This window comes from Butyricicoccus porcorum (genome assembly GCF_002157465.1).
Taxonomy (GTDB): domain Bacteria; phylum Bacillota; class Clostridia; order Oscillospirales; family Butyricicoccaceae; genus Butyricicoccus_A; species Butyricicoccus_A porcorum.
Genome location: NZ_NHOC01000005.1, coordinates 354821 through 371735, shown reverse-complemented (window position 1 = coordinate 371735; position 16915 = coordinate 354821). Strand labels below are relative to the sequence as shown.

Below are 16915 nucleotides of genomic sequence, written 5' to 3'. Positions count from 1 at the left end.
ATCTGATAGGGGCAAGCATAAGGAGGGAGCCTGATGAAACGGGATTGCAGCAAAATCCCCTACGACTGTCCGATTGAGGCAACGCTGGGGCTGATTGGCGGCAAGTGGAAGGCGCTGATACTGGACCATCTGACGGGAGGCGCGCTGCGCTTCGGTGCACTGCAAAAGATGATGCCGAAAATTACGCCGAAGATGCTGACGCAGCAGCTGCGCGAGCTGGAAAATGACGGACTGATTCTCCGCCATGTCTATCCGGTCGTGCCGCCAAAGGTGGAGTATGAGTTGACGGACTTTGGACAGACCGTCCTGCCGATTCTCGATGCAATGTGCGCCTGGGGGCGCGTCTATCTGGACAATGTACGGGAACAGGAGGGGACGAAAGCAGCCGGCTGTGCGTGTGAGTAAGCGCGCAGGACACACAGTAGATCACAGAGGAAAGAGAAAGAGGATGCCGGGGCATCCTCTTTTTTTTATGCGTTTTCTGGCGGTCAGTCGTCCATGCCAAACCGGTCTTCGAGCCGGTCCTCGGCGTCATCCAGACTGTCCTCCAGCTTTTCCGTTTCCGCATCCTTGCTGCGGAAGTCCTCATAGCGCAGGGAACCGTTGCGGTACTGCGCTTCCAGCGCGTCACTGTATGCGTCAACCTCGCGGTCGAGCGCGTCGAGTGCGGTTTTGTGTTCCATGAACAGCGTTCGGTCGGTGTCTGTCGTGCCGGACGGCTTCGCCGCGTCCGCAGCTGCGACAGCCTCGGATACCTTTTTCGACAGCGCGCTGATGTCTGCTGTTTCCGCTGTGTTCGCCTGCGCTGTACCGGTCTGTGCAGTGGTGTTGTTCTGCGCGGTGCCTGCGGCACTGCCGTCGGTGGTCTGCGCGCCGGTCACGGTGGACGATGTGGTTGCATTTTGCTGATTTGTTCCGGTTGTGGCGGTTCCGCAGCCTGCCAGCAGGAGTGCTGCCAGCGCGGTGACGGAAAGCAGCGAGAACATCCGTTTTTTCATGAAAATTACCTCCAGTCTTTTCTCTGTGTGGCAAAATGGTTTGCTGTCTGTGTGTTTAGCATACCCGAAAAAGGGAAAAGAAACAGTAAAAAAAGAAAAAATCAGAAAATTCCTTCGGAAAAGCGGAGTTTCTGTGCGAGCCGGAAAAAAAGTCCTCCGGGATTTCCCGGAGGGCGCAGATGTGTTGCTGCGTTATTCCCAGAGGATGCGCACGTTGTGCGCGCGGCAGAACTCCACGAATTTCGGCGCGGGCTGCTGGTCTGTAATAAAGGTAGAGATATCCTGCAAACGGCAGAAGGTCACGGTCGCATCGTGCCCCAGCTTGGAGTTGTCTGCGATGAGGATGACATGCGATGCATGTGCGACAACGCCGCGCTTGATCTCCGCTTCGAGGAAGGTCGTGTTGCTCATGCCGGATTCGACGGTGACGCCGGTCGCACTGAGGAACGCCTTGGAGATGCGCAGGTCGGACAGCGCCTGCTGTGCCGAGATGCCGACAAAGGAGCTGGTGGAGGCGTTGTAGACGCCGCCGAGCGAGATCAGGTTGACGTTGTCGAATTTGGAAGCCTCGACCATGGCGGGCAGCGAGTGTGTCACGATGGTGAGCTTGGTGCGCGGCGGCAGATGGCGCAGCACACAGACAGCGGTCGAACCGGAGTCGATGAAGACGGTATCGCCGTCGGAAATCTCACGCACGGCGAGCTGGCCGATGTAGTCCTTTGCGGTTGGGTTGAGACCGGAACGAACCGGCAGCGGCATGACATCCTCCGGCGTGATTGCGGTGACGCCGCCATAGACCTTTGCGATATGCCCACGCGCCTCGAGCTCGTTCAGGTCGCGGCGGATGGTGTTTTTGGAGACGTTAAAGACCTCGCAGAGCTCGTCGATGGAGACGGTTTTCTGCGACAGTACGTATTCTTCGATGGAATTCAATCTGCTGATTTTCATAAGCCCCTGCTTTCTTGGAACAATGGAACATTTACAAGGGCGCATCAAAACCCCTCTGCTGTGCGCCCCGGAACACATTTGACTGCAAGCCGACGCAGGGGGCGTCCAGACATCCGGGAAGGATCTGCATGGGCGTCTGCTTCGTTCTGCAAGATCAAAAGAACCGGGCATGCGGAACACTTTCCGATACCTATGTTACTAGTATAACAGAAAGTTGAACAAAATGGAACCATATATCCGAAAAAATTTGTGTCTTTTGGGGAAGAAATGGCGCGATGCAATGCAACAGTTGGTGAAAATATTACGATAACTTCCTCAAAATTTTGGGAGGTGTTGAAAAAATCTATAAAATTACTTGGGCGAGCATTGCAATCTGTGGGCAGAAATGATAAAATCAAAGAAACTGCTGTACGACCTCTGTTTCAGGCGCAGATTCCTGCGCCGCAACGTCGTGCTACAATTTATGAATTAGGAATAGGTAGGTGTATTCAATGCAGAAAGCAGAAAAGATGCAGGCTCTCCGTGAATTCGCAGCAGAAATCCGTGTTGAGACCCTGAAGACCATCGGTTCGCTTGGTTTTGGACACGTCGGCGGCTCGATGTCGATCGTCGAGGCGATGGCTGTCCTGTATGGCGATGTCATGAAGGTTGATCCGAAAAATCCGCGTTGGGAAGACCGTGACTGGTGCGTCCTGTCCAAGGGCCACGCTGGTCCGTGCGCATACGCAACTCTCGCGCTGAAGGGCTTCTACCCGCTGGAAGAGACCCGCACGCTGAACAAGCCGAGCACAAACTTCCCGTCCCATACCGACCGCACCAAGACGCCGGGCGTCGACCTGACCACCGGTTCCCTCGGCCAGGGCATGTCCACCGCAACCGGCGCCGCTCTTGGCAACAAGATCGACGGCCGTGACAACCACGTTTATGTATTCGTCGGCGACGGCGAGTGCGATGAAGGCCAGGTTTGGGAGGCTGCTCAGTTCGCAGCTCATTACAAGCTGGACAACCTGACCTGCTTTGTAGACAACAACAAGAATCAGCTCGACGGCCCGGTTGACACCGTCATGAGCCATGGCAAGGGCATCGGCGCAAAGTTCGATGCGTTTGGCTGGAATGTCATCGACGTTGCTGACGGCAATGACGTAGAGCAGATTTATGACGCAGTTCAGGAAGCGCTGACCGTAAAGGGCGTTCCGACCTGCATCGTTCTGAACACCATCAAGGGCAAGGGCGCTACCTTCGCTGAGCCTTCCGGTGCACACAGTTCGCAGCCGTCTCCGGAGCAGTGGGAAGAAGCAATCGCTGCAGCAGAAGCAGAGCTCGCTGCTGTCAAGGCTGCAAAGTAAGGAGGGCATGCAAAATGAGTTTCACTTTGATTGGAAAGCACGAAAAAGATAAGCGCAGCTGCCGTGACGGCTACGTTCAGGCTATGCTCGAGCTCATGGAGGCGGACAAGTCCGTCGTTCATGTCGACTGTGACCTGATGGGCTGCATCAACACCAAGAAGCTGCTCGCTGCATTCCCGGAGCGCACCATCAACGCAGGCATCGCAGAGGCAAACGCAATGGGCATCGCTGCCGGCCTGACCGCTACCGGCAAGAAGACCTGGATTCATTCCTTCGGCTGCTTCGCTTCCCGCCGCGCATTCGACCAGGCATTTATGTCTGCCGCTTATGCAAAGCTGGGCGTTCATGTCCTGGGCTCTGACCCTGGCGTATGCGCTGCATACAACGGCGGCACCCATATGCCGTTCGAGGACTGCGCACTGTACATGTCCGTTCCGGATGCCATCGTGATCGATCCGGTCGACTACGCACAGGTTTACGCTCTGACCAAGAAGCTGACCGCTGTTGAGGGCCGCCTGTCCTACATGCGCATGATCCGTAAGGGCTTCACCACCGTTTACGCTGACGGTTCCGATTTCGAGATCGGCAAGGGCGTAACGCTGAAGGAGAGCGCTGATGACCAGGCTACCATCATTGCCTCCGGCATCATGGTAGACGAATCCCTGAAGGCTTACGAGATGCTGGAAGCTGAGGGCATCAAGGTTCGTGTCATCGACATGTTTACCTGGAAGCCGATCGACGAGGAGCTGATCGTCAAGTCCGCAAAGGAGACCGGCGCTATCGTAACTGCTGAGAACCACAACTGCACCTGCGGTCTGGGCTCTGCTGTTGCTCGCGTACTGTCCGAGAAGTGCCCGACTCCGGTTGAGATGGTTGGCGTACATGACCAGTTTGGTCAGGTTGGCGCTCAGTCCTTCCTGCAGGAAGCTTACAAGCTGACCGCAGAGGAGATCGTTGCCAACGTCAAGAAGGTAATTGCAAGAAAGTAAATTTCGTTATGCATACCGAGCCGTCCCTGTTTTGTGCAGGGGCGGCTTTTTTGCAACTTGAATTTAAAAAAATGAGAAACAATCGAAATGTTACAATATGGCGACAATATGGTTACGATTAAGAAATACTATAGACTTTGTCTTTTGGAAATAGTATATAGTATAATATACTTACAGTTTTAGTTTGGAACATCAAAGCTGGTTGTTGACAAAGGAGTGTTTTTAGTTTTTACGCGGAAAGGAGAATTATGAAGAGACGTAGTAAACTATTTATATCGTTATGTACGATTATTCTTTTACTGTCTACTTTTTCAACAGGGTTAGCAGGAAATCTTTCGGTAACAAGGTATCAGCAAGAAAAGAGTAATTGGTGCTGGGCAGCATCTGCACAAATGGTAGGAAAATACATAACCGGAACGCTTCGTTCGCAGTCACTAGTTTGCAGATATGTAATGGGAGAAACGTCCAATATACCTGCGGATATTTCTCAAATGAAAACGGCTCTATTTTATACTACTGAAAGAACTGCATATAGTAGTAATTCTCCTTTGAGCCTTGCTACTACAAAATCAAAAATTAATGCAAGCCGACCATTTATTGCCAGATTGGGATGGTCTAGCGGAGGTGGTCACGCTGTTGTTATTGGTGGTTACAATAATTCTAATGTTAGAGTTATTGATCCTGCATCGGGGTGTGGAACGAAGGACTTTACGTATACTAGTATGACAAGTGGTGTCCGCTTTCAATCTGGATATGGCTCATGGACGCATTCAGTATGGGTGAATTAAAGGAGGAAAAAGATGAAAAAAGTATATACAATCCTTCTTTTGGTTTTGCTGGGAACATTTGCTCTGGGCGGTACAGCGTTTGCAGCATCGGAATATGTGGAGCAGCTTACGCCAGATTCTGCGGACTATGCGGAAATATCGACGCTCACAAATCGTGTTTTAGATGCGATGAGCGGGATGTGCGCAGATGTGACGGCGGCAGACATTGACTGGAGCCGGGCATATAAAGTCTACGCGGATGAATCGGATGTCTATAGTTCTTATAAAGAACAACAAATGACATACGATGAAATCAAACAACACATGGAATATTATGTCTGGGTGCTTCCGGTACAGGTAAAAAATGCATATTTTCACGTTACGATTTCACAGGGAATGCCGCTCACGGAGGATGAATCCGTGCTGGCGGTACTGACAGAGGAACAGAAAGAACAGATTCGGGAAGAAACAGGCAAATGGATTCCGGTTGTGACGGAACAATTGGATGAGGACAAGACAGCAGAACAGATAGACCGGCAAATCGCAGATGCAGTGGGAAAAGAGAACATCCATCGAGCGTTTGTTATGGGAGGTTCGCCCAAGCTGCGTTCGGCGGTTGCTGTTGTTGAAACAATCAATCACAACATACAGATTGTTGTGCTGGAAGAACCGCGGCTGACTGGCGTACAAAGCTCTGAAGGCGCGCGGACAGCCAAACAGCCGCTGCAATCCGGTCAGGCCTATGCAATGGAGGACATGGCGGACAGGATGAGCGAGTACACGGTGGATACGACCGATGAGCACACTGGTACCGGCGCTGAAAGCGGAGCAGGCCATACGGCTATCATTTGGATCATACTGGGAGCTGCCGGAATAGGAATTGGCTGCTGGGCGTGGAAACATGCAAGATGCAAATGAAATTTGTGCATACCGAGCCGTCCCTGTCTTGTGCAGGGGCGGCTTTTTTGTGTGCAAATTTTGGTCATTTGAGGGCAAATATTGTCAGGTTTGCAGGCAAAAACAAGGTTCTGTTGTGCAACATGAATTAGAACGTGCAGGAAATAAAAAATAGTTGACCAAGTTGCACAAAACATTTGACAAACACCCCTGTATCCTATATCATAATAATGTAGGAGAAAAGCCTATTGCCTGCCCGTGCGCAGCGTGGAAATTTGGAGAGATTTCACGCGGATGAAAGGCGCGCAGGCGGGAGTATAAAATCATGGAGGTGTTGTGATTATGTTCACAAACAAGGATATCAAACTTGGTATCTGCCCGATCGGCTGGACCAACGATGATATGTGGGATCTCGGCGATGAGAATACATTCCAGCAGTGCATTTCCGAGATGCGTCTGGCAGGTTTCACCGGATGTGAAATCGGTCATAAGTATCCGTCTGACGTGAAGGAACTCAAGGAAGCTCTGGATCTGCGCGGCATGACCGTTGCATCCAAGTGGTTCTCTTCTTTCCTCGGAACCAAGCCGTTCGAGGAGACCTTCGAGGAGTTCAAGAAGGAAATTGAGTACCTGTGCTACGCAGGCGCAACTGCTATCAACATTTCTGAGCAGTCCTATTCTATTCAGGGCAATCAGGATCTGTCCATCTTCGAGAACAAGGCTCGCTTTACCGATGCTGAGTTCGCTCAGATGTGCGACGGCCTGAACAAGCTGGCTGAGTACGCAAAGAGCAACGGCATTCGCGCTTGCTTCCATCATCACATGGGTACCTGCGTACAGACTCTGGAAGAGACCGAGCGTATGCTGAACAACACCAGCGACGACCTGCTGCTGTGCTACGATACCGGTCACTGGACCTTCTCTGAAGTAGATCCGATGGCAATTCTGAACGAGTTCCCGAACAGAATCGGTCATGTACATCTGAAGAACATGCGTAAGGACGTTCGCGATCAGGCTATCAAGGAGAGCTGGTCCTTCCTGAAGTCGGTTCGTAACGGCGCATTCACCGTTCCGGGCGATCCGGAAGGCTGCGTAGACTTCGAGCCGGTTCTGAGAAAGCTCGACGAGATCGGCTACGAAGGCTGGATCATGGTCGAGGCTGAGCAGGACCCGGCTAAGGCAAATCCGTTCAAATATGCGAAGATGGCATATGAGTACATCACCGCAGAAATGGCAAAGTAATTCGAACATAATCACGATTTGAGCTAAAAAAGGATACCCTGCGGCGGTTTTGTCGCGGGTATCCAATTTTCTGGCATACATGATTTGTATAGACAAGGAGAGAAAAGGTCATGGCAAATTTACGTTTTGGCGTAGTCGGATGCGGCCGTATCGGCAAGCTCCACATCAACAACCTGCTCAATAACATCGAAGGCGCTGAGGTTATCGCAGCAGCTGATCCGATGCTGGACAAGTCCGGCGCACGCGAGTGGCTGGCACAGAGAGGCATCACCAACGCTTCCACCAATTATATGGACGTCATCAACAACCCGGATGTCGACGTTGTTATGGTTTGTTCTTCCACCGACACCCATTGTGAGGTTTCGATGGAAGCAGTCAAGGCTGGCAAGCATGTCTTCTGCGAGAAGCCGATTGACTATGATATCGCAAAGATCAAGGCTCTGCTCGCTCTGGTAGAGGAGAAGGGTGTCAAGTTCCAGGTTGGCTTCAACCGCCGCTTCGACCACAACCACAAGGCTGTTGCTGATGCAGTGAAGGCTGGCAAGATCGGCAACCCGCATTACATCAATGTTTCCTCCCGCGACCCGGAGCCGCCCCCGGCATCCTATGTTGCAGTTTCCGGCGGTATCTTCTATGATATGATGATCCATGACTTTGACATGGTTCGTTATCTGTCCGGTTCTGAGGCTGTTGAGATTTCCGCTGTTGGCTCCTGCCTGGTTAACCCGAATCTCCAGGAAGAGTCCGGCATTCCGGATGTCGACACCGCAGTTGTCACCATGAAGCTGGCAAACGGCGCAATCGCTACCATCAACAATTCCCGTCAGGCAGTTTACGGCTACGACCAGAGAGTTGAAGTATTCGGCTCCAAGGGCATGGCTGCTGATCAGAACGACCTGAATTCCACCGCAACCATCACCACCGTTGACGGCGCACTGTCCGAGAAGCCGAAGTGGTTCTTCCTCGAGCGCTACAACGACGCATTCATCGAGCAGATCAAGTTCTTCATCGATTCCATCGTCAATGACAAGCCGACCGTTGTTGGCGCATACGATGGCCTGCGTCCGGTTCTGATGGCTGCTGCTGCAACCGAGTCCTGCCGCAACGGCGGTGTCTGGGTCAAGGTTGCCGAATAAATCGACGATACACCTACCAAAAGATAGAAACCAAAAGCCGTCCCGCGAAAGCGGGGCGGCTTTTTGCGTTGGGGATATTTGGGGGGCGCGTCACATATCCTTGAGCAGCTCCAGCGATTCCTTCGCCCATTTCAGGTCGATGGTCTGGAAGCCATGCGCCGGCGTGAACAGATATTCGCGTACATCGTGTGCCAGCTTCTGATAGGTCGCCGCAGGCAGGCGCACATATTGCTCCACGCCGTCCGGGTGGACGAGCACAAAGACAAACTGCCCGTTTTGGTCAATGCTGTGAAAAATTACATCGACAACATCGACATTGTCGCGCGAAAGCTGCATAATAAGAATGAGTTTGGTCAGCTCGAGTGCGCGGTCATCCAGATGGCGCTCTAAGATGTTGACCTTCTCACGGAATTCGTTGGGTGTGCTCGTTGTGCGCAGCGTGTAGCGCTCGAGCTGGGAGAACTCTGCACCCTCCTGTACCTCGCCGTCCGGTGCGAACCAGACCATGAATTCGTTGGTCATGTCGTGATACAGGCACGGATGCAGGACAAGGCAGGTCTTGCCGCAGTTGGGGCAGGTCCATTCAAAGATGGACAGGTCTTCGACACGGCGTCTGGCATCGGGGTCCTGACTGACATTGATGCTGGTCCAGAGGTCAATCGGGCCGTCCTCGCCGCACTGTGGGCAGGTAAAGGTATCCTGACGGGTTTCGGACATAAAAACAATCCTTTCTTCGTAAAAAAATCGGGAGGCTGATACAAATGAATCTGTTTGATGTACCGGATATTCTGCCGGAGGAAGAACAGACCGAACTGCTGCTGAATGGAACGACACGCATTGAACGCATTGTCTCCAGTGGGCAGACCTCGGACTGGTATGACCAGACGGAGGATGAGTGGGTATGTGTCCTCGAAGGGGAGGGCGAGCTGGAATATGCGGACGGCAGCAGGCAGCGCCTGCGGGCGGGCGATACGGCCTGTTTGCCCGCGCATCTGCGCCACCGCGTCAGCTATACCAGTGCGCCGTGCATCTGGCTGTGCGTGTTTCGCCCGGCAGAGTAAACGATTACGTAATATCCGGCAGGTAGTGCGCGCGTAGCAGTGCCTTTCCGGTTTCCGTCGCGGCGATATGCGTGTAAAAATGCCGGATCTGCTGGTCGGAAAACGGTTCTTCCCATGCGTTGACGAGAAAATCCGCTTCCAGTAAAATCTGGTGGTCGATGCCGTCGATTGGGCTGTAGGTGTGGTGGTGCGCAATCAGCCAGCAGATGCGTTCTACATCTTCTGCGGGAAGCGCAAACGGCGCGAGCAGCTGCCGCGCAATGGGCGGGCCCTCCAGCTGCTGGTAGGCACCGGAGGTCGAGCCGTGCACGCGCTCCGCTTCATGAATGCCGATGTCGTGCAGTGCGGCGGCGGCCTCCAGTACAAACCGGGTGTGCGCGTCCAGCTGTTCCCCCTCGGCAATCATGCGGCAGTAATTGTGAACCTTGAGCAGGTGATGGTTTCGCTTCGGGTCTGCGCCGTTGTAGGCGCATGCCGCCAGCAAGATGTTCGCTGCGGTGTCATGCATCGCGGGGCCTCCTTTGGCAAAACAGAATGGAAAAATCGCTCTCCCCACGGGATGGGGAGAGCGATCTGTATTTGTATGCAAAAAGTATAGCATTGACAGGGGGACTTTGTCAATTGCGGTCTGAAATTACACAAACCGCACAGCGGTGCCGTAGGACATGACCTCGGCAGCACCCTGCATGACGGCGGCGGAGGCATAGCGGACATTGACAATTGCATCCGCGCCGAGCGCTTCCGCTTCCTGAATCATGCGGTCAGTGGCAATTTTGCGCGCATCGTTCATCATTTCCGTATACGCTTTCAGCTCGCCGCCGACCAGCGTCTTAAAGCCCTGTGTGATATCCCTGCCGACATTTTTGGACTGAATGGTGCTTCCCTTGACCAGTCCGAGCATTTCCAGCTCTTTGCCTGCGATGTAATCGGTGTTGACTAAAATCATAGTAGCAGCTCCTTTGTATTGGGCCGTCTGCATGCAGAGCAAACAAACCGGTCTGTCCTGCTGCGGGATCGGGGAGTGAGTTCTGTTCCGGTGTCACTCGATGTCCAGTTCGATCGGCTCATCCAAGTGCTCCGAAACATATTTTCCGTTTTTCTTTCTCTGCCGGACACATTCGGTCAGCAGATATTCGATCTGTCCGTTGACCGAGCGGAAATCATCTTCCGCCCATGCCGCAATGGCGTTGTACAGATTCTCGGACAGTCGGAGTGGGATTTGTTTCTTCTTGCTGCTCATGGGAGTATTTTAATACAAACTTCCCGTGTTGACAATAGGCTGTGTGTCATGATTTCCACACAGGACGACCAGCAGATTGGAGACCATGGCAGCCTTGCGCTCTTCATCCAGTTCGACGACCTGATTTTCATTCAGCCGTTCGAGTGCCATTTCCACCATGCCGACTGCGCCGTCGACAATCATTTTCCGCGCATCAATGATGGCGGATGCCTGCTGACGCTGGAGCATGACGGCGGCAATTTCCGGCGCATAGGCGAGATAGGTGATGCGCGCTTCGATGATTTCCAGCCCTGCGTCGGAAACACGCTGCTGGATCTCGTCGCGGATACGCGAAGCGACAACCTCGCTCGACCCGCGCAGGCTGCCTTCATCTGCCTGTCCGTCGCCCGTCGTGTCGACATTCGGTGCGACATCATACGGGTACAGCCGGACAATGTTGCGCAGCGCACTGTCGCACTGGAGTGAGAGGTATTCTTTGTAGTTGTCGACGTTGAACACAGCCTTTGCTGTGTCTGTCACGCGCCACATGACGGCGATGCCGATTTCTACCGGATTGCCCAGACAGTCATTGATCTTCTGGCGGCTGTTGTTGAGCGTCATGACCTTGAGGGAAATTTTATTGCTCGCGGTTTCTGCGGGAGCGGCTGTTCTGCCCATGGCAAGAGACAGGCCCTTTGCCGAGCCGCCGTCCACATCGCCACTCTGGTTCAGACGGGTTTTTGCCGCCGGATTGACGCTGGCGCAGAATGGGTTGACAAAATAGAAGCCCTCGCCGCGCAACGTGCCGACATATTTGCCGAACAGTGTGAGAACAAGCGCCTCCTGTGGCTTGAGTACCTTCAGGCCGCACAGCGGGAACCAGCCGATGCACAGCCAAATAATGCTGGTGACCAGCAGCGGCGTCTGATGCGCCATGGCGCTGTAGACACAGGCGGCAATGGCAGCGGCATACAGTGCAACGGTCAGGATGAGCATAGGCATGCCATTTTTTCGATTGTTGCGGATTTTTTCTTTCACAGGAAATCCCTCCCTTGCTTTGATATTTGAATGATATCACAATGATATCAAACTGTCAATAGATGGCTGGAAGATTTCTCCGCTTTCACCCGGACTTCCCGTGGCGCATAGGATAAGGTGAGAGCTGACAGGCTCAAATTTTTTTCAGAAAGGAAGGCAGCTATATGGCTGAGGAAAAAATGAATGCCAAACCCGCCGTCACGACACAGCATACGCAGTCCGGCCCGGGCTTTGTCATGAATTACAATCTGCTTGCGCTGGCGATGGGCTTTGTGCCCGACCAGATCTGGCAGAATATTTACAACGACGATGTGGCGTTGGCACGCGGGACCATCTTTGCCGATCTGGATAAGCCGTTTATTGGAGAGGAGGCGGTGCGCTGTGACTGAACAGCAACAGGCCATGCAGGAGCTGCGCCGCCGGGAATTTGCGATGATTGATGCGGGTATGTATTTGGACGGACACCCGGAGGACGAAACCGCATTGCAGTATTTCCGTGCGATGTCCAAAAAGCATCAACAGGCAGAGGAGATGTATCAGAAGCATTTCGGCCCGCTGTACCTGTCCAATGCGGGAACCGGAAAACGCTGGGACTGGATCGACGAGCCGTGGCCGTGGGAAGGAGTGTAAGTCATGTGGGATTATGACAAGAAGCTCATCTATCCGGTGCGCATTTCCAAGCCTGACCCGGCGATGGCAAAGCTGATCCTGACACAGCTGGGCGGCCCGGACGGGGAGCTGGGTGCGGCCATGCGCTATCTGAACCAGCGTTATGCACAGCCGTATGCACAGGGTAAGGCGATTTTGACCGACATCGGCACAGAGGAGCTGGCACACTGTGAGATGATCGGTGCAATTGTCCATCAGCTGACGCGCAACCTGACACCGGAGGAAATCCGCAGCAGCGGATTTGATGCCTATTTTGTCGATCATACAACGGGCATCTATCCACAGGCTGCCAGCGGTACGCCGTTCTCTGCGGCAACGCTGCAATCGACCGGCGATGCGCTCGCCGACCTGTTCGAGGATATGGCGGCGGAGCAAAAGGCACGCCTGACTTATGACAACCTGCTTCGTTTGCTGGATGATCCGGATGTGCGCGATCCGATTAAATTCCTGCGTGAGCGTGAAATCGTGCACTTCCAGCGCTTCGGTGAAGCCCTGCGCGATGTACAGGAAAATCTGGATGCGAAAAACTATTATGCCTACAACCCGTCGTTTGACATCACCTGTACCAGACGGAAAAACAAGGCCTGACGGGCACAAAAAACTGCCTCCTGCCGGAACGCCGGGCAGGAGGCAGAGCCATGTTTTATATCAGAGGTTCAGATATCAACAGGGTTATTCTTCGATTTCATTTTGCAGGGTCTGGTACAGCTCCATGATATCATCATAGGTGCCGCGGCCTTCATGGAATGCATTGGCAGATGCTGCCGCCAGCGACAGCTGGAACGCCTCTACCATGTTCTGATTCTGATGATAGCCGCTGAGGAAGCCGGCCAGCATGGAATCGCCGCAGCCGACCGTATTGCGTACCGTGCCTTCCATGGCGCTGTGGCGGTATACATTGCCGTCCTCTGTGACGAGGACAGCACCCTCTGCATCCAGCGAAACCAGGACATTGCGTGCACCCATGCTCTGCATGGAGCGGGCATAGTGAATGATATCGTCAATGCTGTCCGGATTGCGGTAGAAAATATCAATCAGCTCCTGCCGGTTTGGCTTGATGAGGAACGGTTTGTACTTAAAGGTATTGAGCAGCAGCGGACCCTTTGCATCGACCACGACATACAGGTCTTTGTCTGCGACAGTGCCGAGGATATCGCTGTAGACGGTATCGCGTGCACCGCGTGGGATGGAGCCGGAGAGGACAAGCGTATCGCCGTCTTTCAGCTGCTGGAGCTTGCCGCACAGTGCGACAATGTCTTCCGGAGAAATTTCCGGGCCGACGCCGTTGATGGAGCTTTCAATGCCATCCACCATCTGGACGTCAATGCGGCTGCTGCCGCGTTGGAGCTGGACGAAGTCATGACGGATGCCATCACGATCCATCAGCCGTTCGATTTCAGCGCCGGTAAAACCGCCGACCAGTCCGAGTGCCAGACTGTCCTGATTTAAAATATGTAATGCATAAGAGACATTGATTCCCTTTCCGCCGGGTACAATGCGCTCATAACGGGCGCGGTTGACACGGCCTGACTGAAATCCGGGGACAGCAACCAGATAGTCAAGGCAGGGATTTAATGTCACGGTATAGATCATAAAAAGCGACCTCCTGACGGGAACTGCCGCTGGAAATCCAGCGGATTTGGGTTTTGCAAGATGCACAAAAGGAGTGCATTCCTGTGTGTTTTAGTATAACATATTGTCTAAAAAAATGCATCTGTTTTCCGGAAAGTTAATCAACTATTCATAAACTATTTTCCAAATTGTAATGTAACAAAATCGCAGATAAAATCTGTTGACACACTGGGTTGGGTATGCTATAATATTTCTTGCTTAGCACGAGAGATTCGATCCGGAGAGGTATCGAAGTGGTCATAACGAGGCGGTCTTGAAAACCGTTTGTCCGAAAGGGCGCGTGGGTTCGAATCCCACCCTCTCCGCCACATTCTCTTTTTGATTAAGCCGTCAGCCTTTGGAGAAATACCCAAGTGGTGAAGGGGCTCCCCTGCTAAGGGAGTAGGGCGCGAAAGTGTCGCGAGGGTTCAAATCCCTCTTTCTCCGCCAGAAGAAAAGCATCGGAATTTTTGTTCCGGTGCTTTTTCTTTTCTCAGATACGCCACACGCAAAAATCCCGGAGTTGCCTCCGGGATTTTCATTGTTTGCTATGTTATTTTGCGGCGTTGACGGCGATGGAGTAAAACATGCCGTCTGCGTACAGATAGAACGACTGGTCTTCGGTCGGGTCTTCCGCAAGCTCGAACAGCAGGTGCGTCATAACGGTGCTGCCTGAGGCAATCGAACCGGAATAGACCATGTCGTTGCCTGCCTCCAGAACGACCGTACCGAGCGAGTTGAAGCCGTCCTCAAGCATCTGACCGCCATACAGCGTGCCGAGCGTGAGCGCTTCGCTGCCGTTGTTTGTGACTTCGATGGCGATATCAACCAGCTTGTCGCCGTCGGTGATGGGCTGGATGGACGTATTGCCGCCGGCATCGGTCAGCGAGGCAGCTTCATCGGCAACGGTGCATGATTTCATCGTCAGCACGGCGCCGCCTGCGGTTTTGACCGGGGTATCAGCAGAAAATGCCTGAGCATTCGGTTTGCAGTCGCTCAGCGGCGCGGCATAGGTTGTCGAGGATTCCGGCATGATAAAATATACCTTGAGCTGTGTCCACGAAATGTCCTCCGGCAGCACCAGCGTATAGTGCACGCGCGCCGTCTTTCCCTTTTGCAGTTCACCGGCATCGTCCAGCGTCGTGCCGTCTGCGGATTCAACGAACACCATGTAGTCGTCATACATGTCGTTCTCATCTGCGCAGTAGAAATACAGGTCATCTTCGAGATCCAGCTCTTCACTGCCCACATTTTTGACTGTGCTCACACAGTCGAGATAGAGGTAATCGCCCTCTTCATCCGAATTTTCGTCGTCAGATGCATAATAGGCGTTGACGCTGCCGTCATCCTCGAGCGTCAGCGGCGCCATGGTGCAGTCGGACAGCGCGGCATATTCCATCGTGATGGCGGCAGCTTCATCCTTGTACTGCTGTCCGGTGACGAAGGTTTCATCTTCTTCCTTGAGTACAGAGTTCATCAGATCGTCGGCGGTTCCGCCGCAGCCTGCCAGACCGGTCAGCATACATGCTGCCAGACACAGGCTCAGAAATCGTTTTTTCATGTGTTTTTCGTCCCTTCCATTTTGTACTGCCGGACATGCCGGCGAAAGTATTGTACCATATTATGACATTTGGCGCAAGGCTGGAAGCGGGTGCGGGTTCTGCCGGAGACGGACAGATTTGGCAGTATCGTATGTGGGCGCGGCGGGCATGCTGGGAATAGAAAAAATGGGCTTTCCCAGAAGGGAAAGCCCATTTCCTGAATCGCAAATAAGGAAGATATCAATTATTCAGCGTCAACCTTAGCCATGTGCTCGATGAGCATCAGCAGCTTGTTGGAGTAGCCCCATTCGTTATCGTACCAGGAAACAACCTTTACGAAGGTGTCGGTCAGATAAACGCCTGCGGTTGCGTCGAAGATAGAGGTGCGAGCATCGCCCAGGAAGTCAGAAGAAACAACTGCGTCCTCGGTGTAGCCCAGAATGCCCTTCAGGCCGCCTTCTTCAAGCGGGGTCTCAGAAGCCTTCTTCATTGCTGCACAGATGTCGTCCTTGGTAGCCGGGGTAGCCAGGTTGCAGGTCAGGTCAACAACAGAAACGTCGAGGGTCGGTACACGCATGGAGATACCGGTCAGCTTGCCGTTCAGCTTCGGGTAAACCTTGCCTACTGCCTTAGCAGCGCCAGTGGAAGACGGAATGATGTTGCCGGAAGCAGCACGGCCGCCGCGCCAGTCCTTCTTGGACGGACCGTCAACGGTCTTCTGGGTGCCGGTGGTGGAATGAACGGTGGTCATCAGGCCTTCGGTGATGCCGAATGCTTCGTCCAGAACCTTGGCAATCGGAGCCAGGCAGTTGGTGGTGCAGGAAGCGTTGGAAACGAAGGTCATATCCTTGGTGTAGGTGTTCTGGTTAACGCCCATAACGAACATCGGGGTGTCGTCCTTGGACGGAGCAGACATGATAACCTTCTTTGCGCCGCCGTCGATGTGAGCCTGAGCCTTTTCCTTGGTCAGGAATACGCCGGTGGACTCAACAACGTAATCAACGCCAGCCTCGCCCCACGGAATCTCAGCCGGGTTCATGCAAGCGAAGAACTTAACTTCCTTGCCGTCGACGATGATGGAGTTGTCGGTGTACTCGATGGTACCCTGGTACTGACCATGCATGGTGTCGTAACGCAGCATGTAAGCCATGTAATCCGGAGTCATGAACGGATCGTTGACAGCAACGAAGTCGATGTTCGGATTAGAAAGACCAGCGCGGAAAACCATACGGCCGATACGGCCAAAGCCATTGATACCTACTTTGATACCCATTGTAGTAATATCCTCCTTATTAAATATCCTGTTTTACTGGAACGACTTTATTATACACGGAAAAAAGTTGTTTCGCAATAACAGATTTGTATAAATTGCGGTAGCAATTCTGAAGTTTTTTCATATTCCATGTTCAGAAGCTCTTAATTTCTGTTATAATATAGTCAATTTCTTGTCGAT

The 16915-nt window shown here is 53.0% G+C and carries 21 protein-coding genes and 2 tRNA genes; 13 read left to right on the top strand and 10 right to left on the bottom strand.

Annotation, left to right across the window (positions count from 1 at the left end):
• Nucleotides 1-33 precede the first annotated feature (33 nt).
• The gene (locus CBW42_RS07580; protein ID WP_087019400.1) at nt 34-405 is read left to right on the top strand and encodes a winged helix-turn-helix transcriptional regulator; all 372 of its coding nucleotides are present in this window, start codon (nt 34-36) and stop codon (nt 403-405) included.
• 83 nt (nt 406-488) lie between these two features.
• Here the strand turns inward: CBW42_RS07580 and CBW42_RS07575 are convergent, their stop codons facing one another.
• Together CBW42_RS07575 and CBW42_RS07570 are read right to left on the bottom strand one after the other, a co-directional pair.
• On the bottom strand, nt 489-998 hold the full coding sequence (locus tag CBW42_RS07575; RefSeq protein ID WP_087019397.1) for a hypothetical protein: 510 nt from the start codon (nt 996-998) through the stop codon (nt 489-491).
• 192 nt (nt 999-1190) lie between these two features.
• Nucleotides 1191-1946: a DeoR/GlpR family DNA-binding transcription regulator gene (locus CBW42_RS07570; RefSeq protein WP_087019394.1), complete on the bottom strand. Its 756-nt coding sequence runs from the start codon at nt 1944-1946 to the stop codon at nt 1191-1193.
• Between the two features lie 491 nt (nt 1947-2437).
• Here CBW42_RS07570 and CBW42_RS07565 point away from each other — a divergent pair, with 491 nt between their 5' ends.
• The 6 genes from CBW42_RS07565 to iolG all read left to right on the top strand — a co-directional run bounded on the left by CBW42_RS07565 (nt 2438) and on the right by iolG (nt 8323).
• Nucleotides 2438-3292 carry a transketolase gene (locus tag CBW42_RS07565; protein WP_087019391.1) on the top strand — a complete coding sequence of 285 codons (855 nt, stop codon included), beginning with the start codon at nt 2438-2440 and terminating at the stop codon, nt 3290-3292.
• Nucleotides 3293-3306: 14 nt separating this feature from the next.
• Nucleotides 3307-4281: a transketolase family protein gene (locus tag CBW42_RS07560; protein ID WP_087019389.1), complete on the top strand. Its 975-nt coding sequence runs from the start codon at nt 3307-3309 to the stop codon at nt 4279-4281.
• 248 nt (nt 4282-4529) lie between these two features.
• Complete coding sequence (locus CBW42_RS07555; protein ID WP_087019386.1) at nt 4530-5069, top strand: papain-like cysteine protease family protein; 540 nt, start codon at nt 4530-4532, stop codon at nt 5067-5069.
• Between the two features lie 12 nt (nt 5070-5081).
• On the top strand, nt 5082-5966 hold the full coding sequence (locus CBW42_RS07550) for a hypothetical protein (RefSeq protein ID WP_087019383.1): 885 nt from the start codon (nt 5082-5084) through the stop codon (nt 5964-5966).
• A 321-nt stretch (nt 5967-6287) separates the two neighbouring features.
• Nucleotides 6288-7187, top strand: coding sequence for a myo-inosose-2 dehydratase (gene iolE, locus CBW42_RS07545; protein WP_087019380.1), 900 nt, complete (start codon nt 6288-6290; stop codon nt 7185-7187).
• 110 nt (nt 7188-7297) lie between these two features.
• Nucleotides 7298-8323: an inositol 2-dehydrogenase gene (gene iolG / locus CBW42_RS07540; protein ID WP_087019376.1), complete on the top strand. Its 1026-nt coding sequence runs from the start codon at nt 7298-7300 to the stop codon at nt 8321-8323.
• A 90-nt stretch (nt 8324-8413) separates the two neighbouring features.
• On the opposite strand, the gene CBW42_RS07535 is transcribed toward iolG, so the two are convergent.
• The gene (locus CBW42_RS07535; RefSeq protein ID WP_087019374.1) at nt 8414-9040 is read right to left on the bottom strand and encodes a CpXC domain-containing protein; all 627 of its coding nucleotides are present in this window, start codon (nt 9038-9040) and stop codon (nt 8414-8416) included.
• Between the two features lie 44 nt (nt 9041-9084).
• On the opposite strand from CBW42_RS07535, the gene CBW42_RS07530 reads away from it, so the two are divergent.
• Nucleotides 9085-9384, top strand: coding sequence for a cupin domain-containing protein (locus CBW42_RS07530; protein ID WP_087019371.1), 300 nt, complete (start codon nt 9085-9087; stop codon nt 9382-9384).
• Nucleotides 9385-9388: 4 nt separating this feature from the next.
• On the opposite strand, the gene CBW42_RS07525 is transcribed toward CBW42_RS07530, so the two are convergent.
• The 4 genes from CBW42_RS07525 to CBW42_RS07510 form a co-directional block, all read right to left on the bottom strand.
• Entirely contained in the window at nt 9389-9892 is a 504-nt protein-coding gene (locus CBW42_RS07525; protein WP_087019369.1) for an HD domain-containing protein, read from the bottom strand.
• A gap of 126 nt (nt 9893-10018) precedes the next feature.
• Nucleotides 10019-10330, bottom strand: coding sequence for a YbjQ family protein (locus tag CBW42_RS07520; RefSeq protein WP_087019366.1), 312 nt, complete (start codon nt 10328-10330; stop codon nt 10019-10021).
• Between the two features lie 93 nt (nt 10331-10423).
• The gene (locus CBW42_RS07515) at nt 10424-10624 is read right to left on the bottom strand and encodes a PTS ascorbate transporter subunit IIC (RefSeq protein ID WP_087019361.1); all 201 of its coding nucleotides are present in this window, start codon (nt 10622-10624) and stop codon (nt 10424-10426) included.
• Nucleotides 10625-10633: 9 nt separating this feature from the next.
• Nucleotides 10634-11641 (bottom strand): SPFH domain-containing protein, encoded by a 1008-nt coding sequence (locus CBW42_RS07510; protein ID WP_087019358.1) that lies wholly within the window; start codon nt 11639-11641, stop codon nt 10634-10636.
• A gap of 164 nt (nt 11642-11805) precedes the next feature.
• Between CBW42_RS07510 and CBW42_RS07505 the strand changes: the two genes are divergently transcribed.
• Genes CBW42_RS07505 through CBW42_RS07495 form a run of 3 tightly spaced genes read left to right on the top strand, consistent with a single transcriptional unit; the run spans nt 11806 to nt 12898 of the window.
• Entirely contained in the window at nt 11806-12030 is a 225-nt protein-coding gene (locus CBW42_RS07505) for a spore coat associated protein CotJA (protein ID WP_087019355.1), read from the top strand.
• Complete coding sequence (locus CBW42_RS07500; RefSeq protein WP_165761100.1) at nt 12023-12271, top strand: spore coat protein CotJB; 249 nt, start codon at nt 12023-12025, stop codon at nt 12269-12271. The genes CBW42_RS07505 and CBW42_RS07500 overlap by 8 nt, the downstream gene beginning before the upstream one ends.
• Before the next feature lie 3 nt (nt 12272-12274).
• Entirely contained in the window at nt 12275-12898 is a 624-nt protein-coding gene (locus CBW42_RS07495; protein ID WP_087019349.1) for a manganese catalase family protein, read from the top strand.
• Between the two features lie 84 nt (nt 12899-12982).
• Here the strand turns inward: CBW42_RS07495 and pfkB are convergent, their stop codons facing one another.
• Entirely contained in the window at nt 12983-13903 is a 921-nt protein-coding gene (gene pfkB, locus CBW42_RS07490) for a 1-phosphofructokinase (protein WP_087019346.1), read from the bottom strand.
• A 258-nt stretch (nt 13904-14161) separates the two neighbouring features.
• Here pfkB and CBW42_RS07485 point away from each other — a divergent pair.
• Nucleotides 14162-14250: transfer RNA gene (locus CBW42_RS07485), tRNA-Ser, on the top strand.
• 31 nt (nt 14251-14281) lie between these two features.
• A tRNA-Ser gene (locus CBW42_RS07480) sits at nt 14282-14371 on the top strand.
• 103 nt (nt 14372-14474) lie between these two features.
• Here the strand turns inward: CBW42_RS07480 and CBW42_RS07475 are convergent.
• Complete coding sequence (locus CBW42_RS07475) at nt 14475-15482, bottom strand: hypothetical protein (protein WP_087019343.1); 1008 nt, start codon at nt 15480-15482, stop codon at nt 14475-14477.
• Between the two features lie 224 nt (nt 15483-15706).
• On the bottom strand, nt 15707-16735 hold the full coding sequence (gap, locus tag CBW42_RS07470) for a type I glyceraldehyde-3-phosphate dehydrogenase (RefSeq protein ID WP_087019340.1): 1029 nt from the start codon (nt 16733-16735) through the stop codon (nt 15707-15709).
• Nucleotides 16736-16915 lie beyond the last annotated feature (180 nt).